This window comes from Thermogemmatispora sp. (assembly GCF_019683635.1).
Taxonomy (GTDB): Bacteria; Chloroflexota; Ktedonobacteria; order Ktedonobacterales; family Ktedonobacteraceae; genus Thermogemmatispora.
Map to the genome: position 1 here is coordinate 41,962 of NZ_JADGIA010000001.1, position 16,309 is coordinate 58,270.

At 61.1% G+C, this 16,309-nt stretch carries 13 protein-coding genes; 8 read left to right on the forward strand and 5 right to left on the reverse strand.

Annotated features, from left to right (window positions below; all coding sequences use genetic code 11):
* Window positions 1-62 precede the first annotated feature (62 nt).
* Entirely contained in the window at window positions 63-299 is a 237-nt protein-coding gene (locus tag IRZ31_RS00160; RefSeq protein ID WP_287268013.1) for a zinc ribbon domain-containing protein, read from the forward strand.
* Entirely contained in the window at window positions 286-855 is a 570-nt protein-coding gene (locus tag IRZ31_RS00165; protein WP_297148266.1) for a hypothetical protein, read from the forward strand. The genes IRZ31_RS00160 and IRZ31_RS00165 overlap by 14 nt, the downstream gene beginning before the upstream one ends.
* Window positions 856-2,192: 1,337 nt before the next feature.
* Here the strand turns inward: IRZ31_RS00165 and rho are convergent.
* Together rho and IRZ31_RS00175 are read right to left on the reverse strand one after the other, a co-directional pair.
* Complete coding sequence (gene rho / locus IRZ31_RS00170) at window positions 2,193-3,452, reverse strand: transcription termination factor Rho (protein ID WP_112430863.1); 1,260 nt, start codon at window positions 3,450-3,452, stop codon at window positions 2,193-2,195.
* A gap of 674 nt (window positions 3,453-4,126) precedes the next feature.
* Window positions 4,127-4,636, reverse strand: a complete 510-nt coding sequence (locus IRZ31_RS00175) for a hypothetical protein (protein ID WP_297148267.1) — start codon at window positions 4,634-4,636, stop codon at window positions 4,127-4,129.
* A 338-nt stretch (window positions 4,637-4,974) separates the two neighbouring features.
* On the opposite strand from IRZ31_RS00175, the gene IRZ31_RS00180 reads away from it, so the two are divergent.
* The 4 genes from IRZ31_RS00180 (at window position 4,975) to IRZ31_RS00195 (ending at window position 9,066) form a co-directional block, all read left to right on the forward strand.
* Window positions 4,975-5,424, forward strand: a complete 450-nt coding sequence (locus IRZ31_RS00180) for a septum formation initiator family protein (protein ID WP_297148268.1) — start codon at window positions 4,975-4,977, stop codon at window positions 5,422-5,424.
* Window positions 5,425-5,971: 547 nt separating this feature from the next.
* Window positions 5,972-6,745, forward strand: coding sequence for a gamma-glutamyl-gamma-aminobutyrate hydrolase family protein (locus IRZ31_RS00185; protein WP_297148270.1), 774 nt, complete (start codon window positions 5,972-5,974; stop codon window positions 6,743-6,745).
* Window positions 6,746-7,096: 351 nt separating this feature from the next.
* Window positions 7,097-8,395 (forward strand): GAF domain-containing sensor histidine kinase, encoded by a 1,299-nt coding sequence (locus IRZ31_RS00190; RefSeq protein ID WP_297148271.1) that lies wholly within the window; start codon window positions 7,097-7,099, stop codon window positions 8,393-8,395.
* Window positions 8,392-9,066, forward strand: a complete 675-nt coding sequence (locus IRZ31_RS00195; protein ID WP_297148272.1) for a response regulator transcription factor — start codon at window positions 8,392-8,394, stop codon at window positions 9,064-9,066. Before IRZ31_RS00190 ends, IRZ31_RS00195 begins: the two co-directional genes overlap by 4 nt.
* A gap of 70 nt (window positions 9,067-9,136) precedes the next feature.
* Here IRZ31_RS00195 and IRZ31_RS00200 read toward each other — a convergent pair whose 3' ends face one another.
* Window positions 9,137-10,582 (reverse strand): aldehyde dehydrogenase family protein, encoded by a 1,446-nt coding sequence (locus tag IRZ31_RS00200; protein ID WP_297148273.1) that lies wholly within the window; start codon window positions 10,580-10,582, stop codon window positions 9,137-9,139.
* Between the two features lie 161 nt (window positions 10,583-10,743).
* Complete coding sequence (locus IRZ31_RS00205; RefSeq protein WP_297148274.1) at window positions 10,744-11,637, reverse strand: fumarylacetoacetate hydrolase family protein; 894 nt, start codon at window positions 11,635-11,637, stop codon at window positions 10,744-10,746.
* A gap of 414 nt (window positions 11,638-12,051) precedes the next feature.
* Here IRZ31_RS00205 and IRZ31_RS00210 point away from each other — a divergent pair, with 414 nt between their 5' ends.
* Both IRZ31_RS00210 and IRZ31_RS00215 read left to right on the forward strand, forming a co-directional pair.
* On the forward strand, window positions 12,052-12,900 hold the full coding sequence (locus tag IRZ31_RS00210; RefSeq protein ID WP_297148338.1) for a class I SAM-dependent methyltransferase: 849 nt from the start codon (window positions 12,052-12,054) through the stop codon (window positions 12,898-12,900).
* Window positions 12,901-12,907: 7 nt separating this feature from the next.
* Complete coding sequence (locus tag IRZ31_RS00215) at window positions 12,908-13,879, forward strand: class I SAM-dependent methyltransferase (RefSeq protein WP_297148275.1); 972 nt, start codon at window positions 12,908-12,910, stop codon at window positions 13,877-13,879.
* 86 nt (window positions 13,880-13,965) lie between these two features.
* Here the strand turns inward: IRZ31_RS00215 and ppk1 are convergent, their stop codons facing one another.
* Window positions 13,966-16,134 carry a polyphosphate kinase 1 gene (gene ppk1 / locus IRZ31_RS00220; protein WP_297148277.1) on the reverse strand — a complete coding sequence of 723 codons (2,169 nt, stop codon included), beginning with the start codon at window positions 16,132-16,134 and terminating at the stop codon, window positions 13,966-13,968.
* Window positions 16,135-16,309: the final 175 nt, after the last annotated feature.

Sequence of the window (16,309 nt, forward strand, 5' to 3'; positions counted from 1 at the left end):
ATTAGGAGTGGCATTCTTGATTGCTCCTCTCTCTTTGTGCAACAACGCGGAGGTCGCTTCTCATGCCATTGTACGAATATCGCTGCAGTGATTGCAAATCCCGCTTCGAACTCCTGGTCAGCCATGAGCAGGCCGACGACGTGGCCTGTGCCCAGTGCGGGAGTGAGAACGTCAGGCGCCTGCTCTCGGTTTTCGCCACGCAGCGCGTCGGGGCGGCATCTGCTGTAGGTCTGGAGGAGTTCTCCGCCGGCGCAGGCGGGAGCTGCAGCTGTGGTGGTGGGAGCTGTGGCTGCCACTGAAACCTCTTCTCCAACTCAGCAGAGGCCGCAGAAGAAAGAGTCGCGCCTCTTCTTCAAGACCAGCTATCGACGCGGCGTAATCGAAGCGGTAGTGATCTACACGCTTGGACGCCTGGGGGCCTTGATCAGCCCGCAGGTCTTCCCCGACTGGTTGTTTGTGCTGCTGCCCCTCCTCTTTCTCTTCCTGCAGTACCTGGGTGGCCCTATCTGGGCAACCTATCGCATCCAGTCGACCAGGCGTGAACGCATGAGCCGGCGCTTCTGGCTCCTTGGGCCACTCCTGGCAGGTCTCTGTTTCCTGATCGACCTGGTGATCTCGCTCACGCTTGGGCTGGCCGTCAACGCTCTTGGAGGAGTACAGCAAGGTCCAGCTCTCTGGCGCTTCTTCGCCAGCGGTGAGGCGCATCTCACCCTGAGTGAGTTCGGCCTCTATGAGCTGCGCACCGCTGTCGCCCTGCTGGCGCTCTACACCGTCGCCGTGGTCTGCTCACGCCTGGCTCAAGGCGGCTTCCTACGCTTCACTATGCCAGCGGGTGGTCGACGGGTAACCCTCTAGTGGCTCCTCTGTCGCCCAGCCATCCCAGTGGGCCAGGCGCGAGCAGAAGCAGAGCAGGATCAGCAGCCAGGTGCTGGGAAACCACAGTGAAGCCGTGAGAGCATGTGGCCATGCGGCTCAACCAGAGGAGAAGCCACGGCCTTGCTCACGGCAGCCAAACGAGGGGATAAAAAAGAGCGCTGTGCGGGAAAAGCAGCCCGCCGCGCTTTTTTTTCTGTCACGGTCAGCCACCTGTTCACAGCAGGGATACAACCATCCCTTGATTCTGGCCTGGCACTCGCTGGCTGGTCGTAGTCAGCAATTGCAGGCCGCAGAGCAAAGTGGCCCTGATAGCGTTGCCTCGGATGGCGCCGCCGCCCACGAACAGCTCTGAGCGCAGCCCTCCCGAAGGAGCGGAGCGCTTGCGGGACCAGGAGTAGGTGACTCCCTGTCACCATCAGCCAGCAAAAGCATAGGCAAAGAAAGCAAGCAGAAACAGCGACCTCGAACAAGATGACCGTCTTCTGAAGAGGAAGGCCCCTTATTGGCCCACTGCTTAGAGCAAGCCAGGCTGATCTCGGCTTGAGCTGACCGGGCCGGACTGGCGCGTAGCAGCCGCGAACAGCCGGCGCGGCGGCGAACTCGCCTGACCTGAATAAGCGAGGCCAGCCTCCTCTCTGACGCATCACAAGCATCGTCCTCAGCGGCTCAATCGGCAACCAGCGGGGCAGGCCGATCCGGCGGCGCAGACCGCGGGTAACCTGGGAGTGCGGCCTACTGGCCTGATTATTTAGTTGCGCTCCCTTGGTCTCGAAGCCGAGCCACCTGCCAGCGGACGAGCAGAAGGAGCACCTGGCCTGTTCACGTCGTCTTCTCCCTTTAGGAGCCGCATCTGCGCTCACGTTAGCTGCTCATTCTGCTGCCTCCCTCTTGCGGGCGAGCGGAGAGCAAGAGGCGATGGGTGGGAGACGGCCCTGGCCAGGGAGCCAGATTATGAGCCGACAGAAGGCACCACCCCATGATGTGAGCGCCTGCGAGGGGCTGCGACTGCCAGCCGAAGCCTGCCAGCCGGGTTCGCACCTGTCGAGCGGCCTCGCTTCGTCGCGGGCGAAGGAAAAGGAGTGGAGAAAAGAGACCGACCGGGCGGCCCAGTCAGAACAGAAGGGACACTGTTGAGGGGGCCAGAAGCCAAGCCGTGCGACGATGCGACAGCGCCACAGTGCCCACAGTGCCCACACTGCCAAAGCGCAACGCCGTAGCGACGCTAACGAAGCGGACAGGCGAAAGCCGACGAGGCTGAAGTGACCAGCCGGCAGAGAGAAGCAGGAACGTGAATGCCAATCTCTGATCGAGCTTCTCTACAAGATACTCTTATTCAGAGTAGCCAGGAACTCCATATTATTCTGCGTCTTAGCCATATGCTGTAGCAGGGCCTCCATCGCCTCCAGGCCACGCTGCTCCGCCAGCGTTGAGAACATTCTGCGCATCAGCACGACGGCGCGCAGCGTCTTCTCATCGAGCAGGAGATCCTCGCGGCGCGTGCCGGAGAGGCTGATATCGATGGCCGGGAAGACCCGTCGCTCAGCCAGTTTACGATTGAGGATCAGCTCCATATTACCGGTGCCTTTGAACTCCTCATAGATCACATCGTCCATGCGGCTACCGGTATCGATCAGAGCCGTAGCGATAATTGTCAGGCTACCACCCTCCTCGACCTTACGAGCGGCGCCGAAGAAGCGCTTGGGAGGGAAAAGCGCGCTGGGATCGAGTCCGCCGGTGAGCGTACGGCCACTTGGCTGAACAGCCAGGTTATAGGCGCGGCTGAGGCGAGTGATGCTATCGAGCAAGACCACCACATCGCGCCCGCCCTCGACCAGGCGTTTGGCGCGCTCCAGCACCATTTCGGCCACGCGGGTATGGGCCTCAGTTGGCTCATCGAAGGTCGAGCTAATCACCTCGGCCTTCACCGAGCGCTTCATATCCGTTACCTCTTCAGGGCGCTCACCGATGAGGGCCACCATCAGATGGACATCGTCGTACTTCTCGGTGATTGAGTTAGCGATGGCCTTCAGGAGCATCGTTTTGCCGGCTTTGGGAGGAGAGACGATCAGACCACGCTGACCGCGACCGATGGGGGCGACCAGGTTGATGAGGCGACCGGCGATGTTCGTTGGACCGGTTTCCAGATCGAACATCTCGCGGGGGAAGATGGGCGTCAGGTTATCGAAGTGGGGACGCCGTTTCGCATCTTCCGGGTTCATGCCATTGATCGCCTCCACGCGCAGCAGGCCGTAGTACTTCTCGTTATCCTTCGGCGGGCGCACCTGACCGGTCACCATATCGCCGGTGCGCAGGCCGAAGCGGCGGATCTGCGACTGGGAAACATAGACGTCCATGTTTCCCGGCAGGAAGCGCTCCTGGCGCAGGAAGCCGAAGCCATCCTCCACAATTTCGAGCACGCCGGCGCTAAAGATGTTGCCCTGCTGCTCGGTATGCTGCTGAAGAAGCCGGAAAATGAGGTCTTGTTTTTTGAGGGTTGTGTAGCCGGAAAGTTCGAGGTCGCGAGCGATCTCGCGCAACTCTGCGATCGTTTTGGTCTCTAGCTCAGCGATGTTCACGTTGCGTTGGGCGAATTATGTCCTTTTGGGAAAGAACACGCCCCCTCTCCTTTCTGGTTGAACCTAGATTTCATAAAGGCTGCTGGTGGGAACAGGTACATAACAGGCTTCCGTCTCTGAAACCCGTGAACAGGTGGTGACCGTACGTTTGCTGTGCTGAAGTAATGCTTGCTTGGTTTGGTTGCAGGACCCGGAAACGGATCGACGACCCGGGAGGTTCTGGTCCGGGGAGTCAGCTTCACTATACCACAGGCGCAAAGCAATGTCAACTGCCCTAACCCTGGTTTTTGCCCGCTGCAGTCCGCTTCTGCGCCTCTTTGCCCGCCTGGCTGGCTGACCTGGTGCCTGCCTTTCCTGGCTGAGGGCAGACCAGAGGTGGGATCAGAGCGGAGCGGCGGACGGGCCTGCCTGCACCTAAGTCAGTGAGAGCTGCGACTGAAGCGGACGAGGTGCGCCCATTCGTTGACTGGCTGGCTCGCGGGCGAACGCGTGCGTCAACGAGTGAGCAAGCAAACAAACAAGCAAAACCAACGAGTAGGAACGGTTAACCTCCCAGGAAGGTAAGTGCCTCGCGGGTCAGAGCGATCCGACTCGCTTCACATACCCTTGATCGGTCGATTGCTGGATCGAAGTCGGAGGCGGGGTCAGGCGGGGTCGGCCAGGCCCGCTGAGGCTTAGCGCCGCTGAGACCTGACCCGGGCCTCTATCCAACCTGATTGTTGGACCATATCATAAAACGCAAACCACTGGTTGTCAATCCAATCATCGCAGAGGCGACGCTCTTCGTGCAGGCCGCGCCGATCCAATTCATCGTTTACCACATTATGGGCGTGTGGATGGCGATAGCGGCGTGGCAGGGGTGAACCGAAGCCGTGGGCGTAGTGAGCCAGCTCGTGGGCAATGGTGATGAGCAAGACCTGCTCTGGGACAAGCTCATGCTGTAAGAGGAGATTGATGCCAATAAAGGTGATGCCGCTCTCTTCCGAGAGGCGGATCAGCCCCAGGCGGCGCTTCCAGGGCTGGCAATAGGCGATCTGCACCTCATTGACGCGTGGAATATCGGCAAAGTAGGTCTGCCAGATGTAGTCTAGGCAAGGAGACAGATCGCGCTGCGGCGAGACTTCGACAAGCGAACGAGCGCGAGCGGGGGCCTGATCTCCAGGTGCTAGCGCAGATAGCAGCATGGCCGCTGATCCTCCTCGACGATTTGATTCTGCTTGTGTGTCCAGTATAGCAGGGTACTCCCAATGGCCGGGCCGGCCCGTCGGCCTGTCGGACCCGCTCACCCCAATTTTGCTTGTGCCTGTCTCCTGATTCTTCCTCTCTGCAGGGCGCGTGAGCGTAAGATCGTGTATTATTTCTACATAGCATACCTTCTGGCCCGAGCATCGTCAGCAGTTTTTTGACAGAGAGCATCACTGCAGATGCGCCTCGTTATGATGCAACAAGCAACTTTCCAGACATCCGTCCGGAAGGAAGGTAGGCAATTATGCAGTACACACCAAGGAGAAGAAGACGACTGATGCCCCGACAAGATGGCAGCGGTTCCAGTGTGACTGCGGCGGTTGGCTTCGGCGAGGGAAGTGGGGCCAGCCGGGCGCGACGAAACGTGCTATTCACGCGTGGCCTGATCTGGGTCACCGCCCTGATCAGTCTCTCGCTCCTGCTCGGCTCGATCGCCCAGGCCTGGTCGAATAGTCGCTTGCTGGAGCAGGAGGCCGCCGCACGCACTCAATATGAGCAGACGCTGGCCCGCCATGATCAGCTGCAGAAGCTGGTCGACTATTACAAGGACCCCTTCGTCATTGAAAGCGAGGCGCGCCAGAGCCTGGGATATGTGCGGCCCGGCGAGCATCGTGTGGTGATTGTCAGTCCGCCATCCAGCCAGCCGTCGACCAGGCCGCGCCCGGCGCCACCCGCTTCCAGCGGCGGCTTCTGGTCCCAGTGGTGGGCGATCCTCTTCGGCAGTTAGCGGTGAGATGCGCGTGGCGCTCAACCTCGCTCTGCTGTCCCCGCGCTGAGTTCGGCAAACGCTCGGCTCAGGCGAGCGGGCATCTGCTAGCCCGGGCTGCCTCTGCGGCTCGGGCTGCCAGATGCCATAGCCCGGTAGCATAGAAGTAATAGCATGACGCAACAGGCTTGACGTCTTGCCTATAATAAGAATAGACTATCATCAGTAACAAGCCTACAACATTGTTAGTCTTTTGAGGTAGACAACGTGAAACGTGCTATCGCTGGCGACCACGTGAGCGTCTCCTACCCGCAATGTCCGCGTTCTCTAGCTTTTGCTTCGCGGACTTTTTGTGCATTTATGGGACTTATGGAGATGCTTATGCTTATTAGCGGGCTTCAGCGTGTAACGCTGGAGCTTCGTAAGCTTGGTTGCGCAGCGATGCGTTTCGTTGTGTAGTATCTGGCATCTCCTCTGAAGCGGAACGCATCACAAGCGTTCCGCTTCTTCTGTTTTTATAGCGCTCATTATTCATACTCGAAATCTTATATGAAAGGCTGTTAAGACTATGCGTCCTTTGATCGGCATTCCGTGCCATCCGGCTTATCGGCATGGCTCTCAACGCCCGATCTACGGCAATAACCGGGCGTATGTCCATGCCATTGAGGATGCCGGGGGCGTTCCTGTGCTTATTCCGCTTGTTCATGATCTCTCCGCTCTGGAGGCGCTGCTGGCTCACCTCGACGGGTTGCTCCTGCCCGGGGGACAGGATATTCAGCCGCGCCGCTATGGCGAGGAGCCGCATCCTCGCCTCGGCGACACTGATCCCGCTCTCGATGAGTTTGAGCTGACGCTGGCCCATTGGGCGCTGCAGGAGGAGAAGCCGATGTTGGGCATTTGTCGCGGTATGCAGTTGCTCAACGTGGCTCTGGGGGGAACGCTCTATCAGGATTTAGAGAGCCAATATGCAGGCAGTCTGCGTCATATGAATCAGGATCGGCCCCGCAGCCAGGTGGTCCATCGGGTGCTCATCGAGCCGGGTACTTGCCTGGCGGCCATCACGGGCGAGCGTGAGTTTTGGGCCAATAGCATTCACCATCAGGCGGTCAAGGAGCCTGGCAAGGGAGTGCAGGTCGCTGCGCGCGCTGAGGATGGTGTGGTGGAGGCGATTGAGGTGCCGACCAGGCGCTTTGTCGTGGCCTTGCAGTGCCATCCCGAGGAGATCTATCGTCAGGTTCCTGCCTGTGCCCGTGTTTTCTCGGCTTTCGTCCAGGCTTGTGGTCTTCGCGAAGCAGTGCCTCAGCCTCAGCGCGCCCTGTCCTTGCCGGTCGGGGCGGCCTGAACCAGAGCCGCGTGACGCTAGACACCTTTCCCTGGCAACCCTGGCGCCGGCCCGCTGTCGCGGCCCCTTTTTCCTCCCCCGGAGGAGAAGCGCGTGGCAACGGGCCGGCGTGCCTTTTGCAGGCATGCGGGTGCGGGCGGCTCTCTCTCGTGCGCCTTCTCTCTCCGCTGCTCAGTCTGCCCGCGCTGAAGTGGTGTGATATACTAAAAAAGAGCGTCTGGTCCTCAGTGATTTATGTGTATTTGTCTGTGGATGGATGTGCCAAGCACGCCGCCGTACAGCGGCAGGCCCACGCTGCTCGCGACTGGACAGGGCGGTGGTATGTGCGGCATCAGCCGGTCAAGTGAAAGTATGATGGATTCTGAACGACACCACGCTCCAGCCAATGAAAATCTTGCCGCAGCGGATGAGGGCCAGGAAGAGGCGGCCTCTTTGCTTGGTAGTAACCGCGAGCTGGCGATCCTCTATACCATTGCTGGCCAGCTCAATCGCAAAGTGGACGTGCGTGAGGCTTTGCAGGAGGTCTTGAGTCAGGTCACTCGTCTGCTGGGACTCAAGACAGGCTGGGTCTGGCTGCTTGACGGGGAGGGGAAGCCGTTGCTAGCCGCTGCGCAGTCCTTGCCCCCTTACCTGGCTGACCACCCCGAGCGGATGACCGGGCGCTGCCTCTGTCTGGATACCTTTCTAGGCGGCAATCTGGCCAGTGCGGCCAATATCAATGTGCTGCGCTGCAGTCGCTTGCGCAACGCTGAGCGCGAGGGTGATCCTTCTTCCTGGGGCCTGCGTTTCCATGCCAGCGTCCCAATCCATGTGGGGGAGGTGCCGCTGGGGGTGCTGAATGTGGCCAGCGAGGACTGGCGCGAGCTGCACTCGTCAGAGCTGCAATTGTTACATATTATCGGCGATCAGATTGGTCTGGCTATTCAGCGTGCACGCCTCTCTGCCGAGCATACGCGCGCCGCAGCCCGCCTGGCCACTATCGAGGAGCGTAACCGCCTGGCGCGGGAGATTCACGATACACTGGCTCAGGGCCTGGCGGCAATCGCTTTGCAGTTAGAGACCGCCGATGCTTTGCTGCCTACTCAGCCCGAACGGGCCCAGGCGGCCATTCGCCGCGCTCTGGCCCTGGCGCGCAGCAATCTGGAGGAGGCGCGCCGCTCGGTAATGGATCTGCGGGCCGCCCCGCTGCAGGACCATGCCCTGCCCGAGGCTCTCGCTCTGTTGGTCAAGCGCTTGCAGGCCGAGAGCGGGACCCGGCTGCAGTACCGCTATGAGCCGCCGTCGGGACCAGGCAAGGAGCCTGGCCGCTTTCCTCCGCTCTCGCCTCATTGCGAGGCCGGCCTCTATCGTATCGCTCAGGAGGCTCTGTCTAACGCGCTGAGACATGCCGCCGCCGAGCAGATTACGCTCACTCTGGCGGTTCGTGATCAGATGATTGTGCTCCAGGTACAGGATGATGGTTGCGGCTTTGATCCCGACCGCGCCCGCGAGTATACGCGCGAGGGTCATTTCGGTCTGACCGGCATGAGCGAGCGGGCCCGCTTACTTGGAGCCCAGATCTCTATTGAGAGCCTGCCGGGTGCTGGCACCTCCATTAGTGTCTATCTGCCCTACCACGGGCAGGAGCAAGAAAGGTCCCCCTGGCTATGACGATTCGCATCTTGCTCGCTGATGACCATCCAATTGTGCGCGAGGGCTTACGGGCCGTGCTAGAGACGCAGCCGGATCTAGCTGTGGTGGCCGAAGCTGCCAACGGCGAGGAAACGATCGCCCAGGCCCGTGAAACGCACCCGGACATCGTCCTGCTTGATCTTGAAATGCCGGTGTTGGACGGCGTCGAGGCTATTCGCCACTTGCTTGAGTTGGAACCGAAGCCGCGAGTGATCGTCTTTACGGCTTTCGATAATGATGAGCGGATTCTGCACGCCGTGCGGGCCGGGGCCAGAGGCTATCTGCTCAAAGGGGCGCCGCGCGAGGAGATTTTCCAGGCCATTCGCGTGGCGATGGAGGGCGGTTCTCTCCTGCAGCCGGTGGTCGCCTCAAAATTGCTGCGTCAGATTGGCCAGCAGGGCGGTGGATCGCAGGCAGCTTCCTATCCCTACGAGCCGCTGACCGAGCGTGAGCTGGAGGTCTTGCGCTTGCTGGCCCAGGGTATGCCCAACAAAGAGATCGCCACCCGCCTCGTCATTAGCGAGCGCACCGCCAAGTTTCACGTCAGTTCGATTATGAACAAGCTGGGAGCCACCAATCGCACTGAGGCGGTGGCCCTGGCCGCTCAGCGTGGCCTGATCACCCTGCAGGGTGATCCCTCCTGGCGCTAACCTGAGCGAGCGAGCCATACCGGCTGGTTGGTGATGGCGGTCGAGGCCCGCTCTGCTCAGGAGGCAACGCTCAGGGCAGCTGGTCGATATAGACGGTCTTCCACTGTGTGAAGAACTCGCGTGCTGCTTTCCCCTGCTCACGAGAGCCGGATGAGCTATCTTTCATTCCGCCGAAGGGCACCTGGAACTCCAGGCCCGCCGACTCCTGATTGATCTTGACAACGCCAGCCTGAATCTCGGAGGCGAAGCGCAGCGCCAGCGAAAGGTTGTTAGTAAAGAGGCTGGCCGATAGGCCGAACGGCGTGGCGTTCGCCAGGGCCACCGCCTCCTCGAAAGAGGCGGCGGGCAGGAGGGCAGCCACAGGGCCGAAGATCTCCTCCTGGGCGACATGGCTGCCCTGGTCGAGGTCGGTGACAATGCTGGGCCGCACATAGTAGCCCTCACCATTGATCGTAGTGGGCTCGCCGCCAGCCAGGAAACGCCCACCTTCGCGGCGCGCCAGCTGCAGATAGCCGCTTACCTTCTGCAGCTGATCCTCTGAGACCAGGGGACCGACGCGCGTGTCCGGCTCCAGCGGATCGCCAAGTTTCCAGCTTTGGGCCAGTGCGGCAAGACGCTCCTGAAACTCTGGCAGAATGGCCCGCTCCACAATCACGCGGCTGGTGGCCGTGCACTTTTGTCCCGCACTCAGAAACGCGCCGCGCGCGACCTGTTCAACAGCGACGTCGAGGTTGGCGTCCGCCAGCACCACCGCCGGGTTCTTCCCGCCCATCTCCAGTTGGACTTTTTTGCCGTGCTCGATAGCCTTGTGCTGCAAGGCTCGACCGACGGCATTAGAGCCGGTGAAGGTGATAGCATCGATCTCTGGGTGAGTCACCAGGACATCACCCACCTCGGAGCCTTTGCCAAGAACCAGGTTGAGCACACCAGGTGGCAGGCCAGCATCGAGCAGGGCCTGGGCCAGGTGCACCGCCGTCAGTGGTACCAATTCGGCGGGCTTCCAAACCACGGTGTTGCCATAGGCCAGGGCTGGAGCGATCTTCCAGGCGGGAATGGCAATCGGGAAGTTCCAGGGCGTAATCACGCTGACCACCCCGACCGGCTCGCGGCGGGCATAGAGAAAGGTCACACGCGAGCTGCTCGGATAGGTCTCGCCATCTGGCTCCAGGGTCTGCCCCGCGTAGTAGCGCAAAATAGAGACCGCGCGCCTGGTTTCACCAATGGCCTCAGCCAGCGTCTTGCCCTCCTCGCGCGTCAGATCGCGCCCCACACTCTCGGCGCGCTCCTCCAGCAAATCGGCAGCCTTGCGCAGGATGTCGCCCCGCGCCGGCGCCGGCGTTGCCCGCCAGGCGGCAAAGGCCGAGCGCGCGGCCTGCACTGCCTCAGCCGCCAGCTCCGCCCCTGCCAGCGAGGTCCGCGCCACCACCTCGCTCGGGTGGGCCGGGTTAAGATCGTCGCTCAGGCGCACGCCATCGCGCCAGACACCGCCGATATACGAGCGCAGTTCAACGGTCATAGAGAGTCCACTCCTTCCTCTGTCTCTGCTCAAGACAAGCACAGAACCATAGACCTGTTTAGGCAATAACACTGCCCTCTGGCCGCTGGGCGGCGATGGCCAGGGCCGGGACGGGGCCGGTGCCTCCATCGCCCACCTCACTGCCACGAGCTCCTGGAGGATCAGCAGCACTGGCCTCCGCTCGCCGCTTTCAGGGCCAGTTTGCCACGCACCACCCGGTTGCGCAGCCTTCCAAGGCCAGTGATCGCAATGCTGACCACATCACCGGCCTGCAAGCTAAATGGTCGCTCTGGCACCAGCGCGGTGCCGCTGCAGAGAAAGACGCCGGCGGGAAACTCATCCTCGCGGAAAAGATAGGCGACCAGCTCTTCCAGGCGGCGCCGCAGGTCAGCGGTCGAGCTGCGCCCCTGCCAGCAGAGCTGACCGTTGCGCTCAATGGTCAGCTCGATGCTCAAGGCGTAAGGGTCGGGGATCTCCCAGGCCGGGACGATGGCCGGGCCAAGGGCGCAGCTGCCGGCATAGACCTTGGCCTGGGGAAGATAGAGGGGGTTCTCGCCTTCGATGCTGCGGGAACTGACATCGTTGCCGATGGTGTAGCCGACAATCTCTCCGTGGGCATTGATGACGAGTGTGAGCTCCGGCTCGGGTACGTCCCACTCGGAATCGGCGCGCACGGCGATGGCGGCCTCGGGTCCAGCTACCCGCCGCGGGTTGGCCTTGAAGAATAACTCGGGACGCGCTGCTGTGTAGACACGCGCATAGATGTCAGGCGTGGCGCTCTCCTCGCGCCTCGCCTCCTCGGAGCGCTTGTAAGTGACTCCCGCCGCCCAGACTTCGCTCTCTCCGTCGATCGGTGCGAGCCAGGGCGGCCTGGCCTCTACTGGCTCAGCGCGCGCAGCTACCGCGCTCAGGAGGGCGCGCAGCTCGGTGGTGCGTAGGACCCAGAGGTCAGAGAGACGCTGCCCGGCATCGGGGAAGGCCCGCACTGCGCCCTCGTCAGTGAGCAGCCCCACGCGCTCGCGACCGTCCGCGGCGCGGTAACGAATGATCTGCATGGCTATGCTCCTTGTCCTTGCCCGTGGTAGCGATGCGGAAGCTTCAATAAAAGTGCATCTTCTAAGCATATAGCCCCCGTGAGCCAGCCTGTCAACCTCTGCCGGTCAGCAAATTCGCCCGCGCCTCTGACGCTGAACCCCTGTTACTGAAGAATGGCTTGCTCGTCATTATCAATGCATATTTATAAAGTACATTATTGTTCAGCTGCCGGTTGAACAGAGATGAGTGCGCTACGCCGCCAGACCCTTGTTCGTGCCGCCAGCCGGCCAGAAAGCGCTCTGAGAAGCGACCGGGCTGGCGTCAGAGAGATCAAAGCAAGAGAGCGTAGCGCCACTGCGGGCGGGCCGGACTTGCTCACAGACGGCGCGATAATCTACTGAGTGTGCACTGGTTGGGGAAGAGGACAGTACGTGATGGATCGCACCCATGCTGGGGAACAACTCTCATACAGTATTCCAGAGCCGGAGGAGCTGCAGCATCTGTATCACGCACAACATGGTCTCTTGCCACCGGAGATCGATGTCAGGCGTCTCAAGCGGGTCCTGCACTTGAGCTACGGTGATCTGGCCTGGGCACCGGCGCTTGCGCGTGCCCATCCGTCCATCAGTGTTGTGGCCCTCTTTGCCAGTCCCCAGGCCCTGGCCGCTTGCTGGCAACGGCTTGATCTGGCTACTCTGCGACGGCTGAGCATTGCTGAGATTGATCTCAGCGGAACCATTCCCTTCACCGCCGGCTTCTTTGATCTGGTGCATCTCTTCCTGATGGAGCCGCTGCTGCGTCCTGCGGCCTGGCCAGACTTATTACACGAGTGTCGGCGCGTGTTGCGCCCCCGTGGCCAGATCAACCTGGTCGCCTTTCTTGTCGGCCCCTCTTCCAGCGCCGCCTACCAGTCTCTCCGCTCCCTGGTTGCTGCCGCCTGGCAAGCGCTGGGCTACAGTTTTGCCAGCGTTGGGGAAGGGGGGGGCGGCCTGTTCGTCGACTGCGGCGTTCACCTGTGCCATCTCCTGCGGCAGCAAGGATTTGGGCAGGTGCGCTATCGGCTCTATCCTGTAGATCTGGGCGGCTGGAACAATCCTGCGGGCCGGGCCTGCTCTCGGCGCCTGCTTCAAGATCTGGCCCTGCAAAAGGCCCTCGTCCTGGCGCAGGGTGGCTGTGACGAAGTCACTTATGCCACACTCCTCACCGAGGCGGAGCGCGATCTTGACGCCGAAGCCTTCTGTGCCTCTGGCGCCCTCATCTCGGTGACAGCGCGAAAGCGATAGAGCTGTCATGAGCCAGTCATTTATGGACAAAGGCCAGTCAAGTGGCCTCCAAGAGCGGCAGACGCAGCAGAGCGGGAGCAGACGCCGGCGACCATCCGCTCCCGCCGTTCCTGCCGATCTTCCTTTGGAAGTGTACGAAGAAAGCATTCGTCATCGCTATCTGCTTCAAATGCAAGGTGGGCGTCTCTTTCCCGAGAGTATTGATATCGAGGGCGTAGAGCGCGTCCTTGACCTGGGCTGTGGCAGCGGTGAGTGGGTCTTTGCCCTGGCCCGGCGCTATCCGCGGCTCTTCATCTGTGGGGTTGATCTCGATCGGCGCCAGCTGCAGCGGGCTCAGGCCCGGCGCAACCGTGCTGGCCTAAGCCAGCTTGAATTTCGTCAGCTAGACTTCACCCGTCCCTTTCCTCTGGCCGAAAGCTCCTTTGACTTCCTGCACATGCGCGCCTGCGCCCGCTTCATGACCGCCAGGGCCTGGCCGGCCCTCCTGGCTGAATGCCAGCGCGTCCTGCGCCCCCGCGGTTGGCTCACCCTGGTCGAGATCGAACTCTGCGACAGTAGCAGTAGCGCTTTCCTCAAGCTGCGCAGACTTCTCAACCGCTGCTGGTACCGGCTTGGCCATGCCCTGGACGAGAGCGGACTCAGCTTCGGCGTCGCCAGCCGCCTCTATGGCATGCTCCTCGCGGCGGGCCTGGAGGAGGTAGCCTACGATGTCCATATCGCTGACCTGGGGTGGCAGTCAGCTACAATACAGGACGGAGAGGCCGGAAACGCCGATCCCGCTGGAACGATCACCGCTCTTTTCCTGCGGCAATGCCTGACCGAAGTACGTCTGGCGGCTCCGCTGATCATCCAACAGGGACTGATCAGCCCGCCAGAGCTGGCGGCCCTGCTTGAGCAGGCTGAGCGTGAGCTGCAGGCCCCCGACCTCTGCGGCTGGGGCGTCATCATCTCGGCCTATGGCAGGCGTCAGGCGGAGTAAATCCTATAGCAAGGAAGAGCAAGCCAGCGAAACGACAGGGAGCAACAGGGAAGGAAGATGGCAGAGTCGGGCGCTGCAGACTGGGGCTACGCGCCCGAAGGCAGCGCACTAATTGTCGGGCCAGCCTCATCGCCATCGTCCTCCTCCAGCAGAGGATGGCGCAGAAACCAGGCCTGACAATCCAGCGGCGGCTCCCCCGGCTGTGGGCGAATCCGGGCGTAGGTCCCATCCGGCAGCAGCTCACGGGCATTGACCGTATCGGCCAGCAGTATCTCCAGCACCCGCTCACGAATGGCCTGGCGCAGGCGGGGATCTTCGATGGGAAACAGCGTCTCTACCCGATTATTCAAATTGCGCTGCATCATATCGGCACTGCCGAGAAACAACTCCTCGGTACCGCCATTGTAGAAGTAAAAGATCCGACTGTGCTCCAGAAAGCGGCCTACAATGCTGCGCACGCGAATATTCTCGCTTATCCCCGGGATGCCGGGTCGCAGACAGCAGATACCGCGCACGATCAGCTCTACCTGCACCCCGGCCTGAGAAGCCTCATAGAGCTTATAAATGATCTCCGGGTCGACCAGGGCATTCAACTTAAAGATCAGCAAGCCATAGCCGTACTCGCGCCGCAGACGAATCTCCCGCTCAATGCGCTCCAGAATGCCGCGGCGCAGGCTAACAGGGGCCACCAGCAACTTACGGTAGGCATTCAGGCGCGAATAGCCCGTCAACGAATTGAAGAGATCCGAGATATCGGCCCCAATCACCGGGTCGCAAGTCAGCAAGCAGAAATCCTCGTAAGTACGGGCCGTCAGGGCGTTATAGTTTCCCGTGCTCAGATGAACATAGCGGCGCAGACCATCGGGTTCGCGGCGCACCACCAGCGCCACCTTCGCATGCGTCTTCAAACCGATCAAACCATAGACCACATGAACGCCGGCCCGCTCCAGCGCCCGCGCCCACTCAATATTATTCTCCTCATCGAAGCGCGCCTTCAGCTCCACCAGCGTGGCCACCTGCTTCCCATGCTCAACCGCCTCCAGCAAAGCATGCACCACAGGCGAATTCGTTCCCACGCGATAGAGCGTCTGCTTAATGGCCAATACCTGGGGATCAGTGGCCGCAGCGCGAATAAAGTCCACCACTACTTCGAAGCTATCGTAGGGGCGATGCAGCAGCAGATCCTGCTCACGGATTGCCGCAAAAAGGTCGCCGCAATACTTCGAGAGCAAGCGAGGCACACGCGGAGTAAATGGTGGATCTTTCAGATCGGGGCGATTGAGTGCATGCAACTCCATCAGATCGCCCATGCCGAGCGGGCCATCGATCACCGTGAGATCTGAGGCATCGATCTCCAGATTATCGAGCAACAGGCTGCGGATGCGCGGCGGCATCGACGGATTGACCGCCAGATCGACCACTGACCCGAAGCGGCGCTCGCGGACGCTCTTCTCCACATCCTCTAACAAATCCGAAGCCTCGTCCTCCTGCAACTCGATATCGGCATCGCGCAAGACACGGAACGGGTACGACTCCCAGACATCGATGCCGGGGAAGAGGCGGCTCAAGTGAGCGGCAATGACCTGCTCGATCCAGACAAAGGCCACCGGTTGCACACCTGAAGCCGTCCGGGCGTGCAGCGGCAACGGCACCTGAATAAAGCGAGGGAGGCGCGGAGGGACCTTTACACGCGCGAACCGCTCGCCGTGAACGGCATCGTTAATGACCACGGCCAGATTCAGACTGCGGTTCGAGATATGGGGGAAAGGATGGCCGGGATCGACCGCCAGCGGAGTCAGCACCGGAAAGATCTCGTACTCGAAATACTCGGCCAGGGCGGCGCGCTGCTCCTCGTCGAGCTGCTCATAATCAAGAATATAGATATGCTGCTCTGCCAGACGTGGCAGCAGCTCCTGACGCCAGTAGCGACGCACCTCCTGCACCAGAGGGGCCAGACGCCGACGCACCTCGCGCAGCTGCTCCTCAGCGCTCAGCCCGTCGGGACTGGGAGTCGTCGCGCGGGCGGCCACCTTCTCCTTCAGCCCTGCCACACGGATCATCATGAACTCATCGAGGTTCGTATCGAAAATAGACAAAAACTTGACCCGCTCCAGCAGAGGATGGCGACTATCCTGGGCCTCCTCAAAGACGCGACGATTAAACTCGATCCAGCTCAACTCGCGATTGATATAGAGATCGGGTCGTTCCAGGTCCATCGAGGACGAGGTAGATGGGGAATGCGGCGGCTGCTCCATGCTCTCTTCAGCTGACCTCTGCACCTTAGCCTGGCAGGCGTCTCTTTAGCTTTATGATAGCACGCATTGTCCAGCGAGAGAGCAAGACCCTGGCGTGCCACAGCCCTCATACACACATCTGCCCTGACTCACCCAGCGCTCCCCCTCTTTGGCCGGAGAGAGTGCTCACCTTGAC

Coding starts and splice junctions, on each gene's coding strand:
- IRZ31_RS00180 (WP_297148268.1), top strand. CDS start 4,975: ATGCCCCGACAAGATGGCAGCGGTTCCAGTGTGACTGCGGCGGTTGGC.
- IRZ31_RS00185 (WP_297148270.1), top strand. CDS start 5,972: ATGCGTCCTTTGATCGGCATTCCGTGCCATCCGGCTTATCGGCATGGC.
- IRZ31_RS00210 (WP_297148338.1), top strand. CDS start 12,052: ATGGATCGCACCCATGCTGGGGAACAACTCTCATACAGTATTCCAGAG.
- IRZ31_RS00215 (WP_297148275.1), top strand. CDS start 12,908: ATGAGCCAGTCATTTATGGACAAAGGCCAGTCAAGTGGCCTCCAAGAG.
- IRZ31_RS00175 (WP_297148267.1), bottom strand. CDS start 4,636: ATGCTGCTATCTGCGCTAGCACCTGGAGATCAGGCCCCCGCTCGCGCT.
- IRZ31_RS00195 (WP_297148272.1), top strand. CDS start 8,392: ATGACGATTCGCATCTTGCTCGCTGATGACCATCCAATTGTGCGCGAG.
- ppk1 (WP_297148277.1), bottom strand. CDS start 16,134: ATGGAGCAGCCGCCGCATTCCCCATCTACCTCGTCCTCGATGGACCTG.
- IRZ31_RS00190 (WP_297148271.1), top strand. CDS start 7,097: ATGATGGATTCTGAACGACACCACGCTCCAGCCAATGAAAATCTTGCC.
- IRZ31_RS00160 (WP_287268013.1), top strand. CDS start 63: ATGCCATTGTACGAATATCGCTGCAGTGATTGCAAATCCCGCTTCGAA.
- IRZ31_RS00205 (WP_297148274.1), bottom strand. CDS start 11,637: ATGCAGATCATTCGTTACCGCGCCGCGGACGGTCGCGAGCGCGTGGGG.
- IRZ31_RS00200 (WP_297148273.1), bottom strand. CDS start 10,582: ATGACCGTTGAACTGCGCTCGTATATCGGCGGTGTCTGGCGCGATGGC.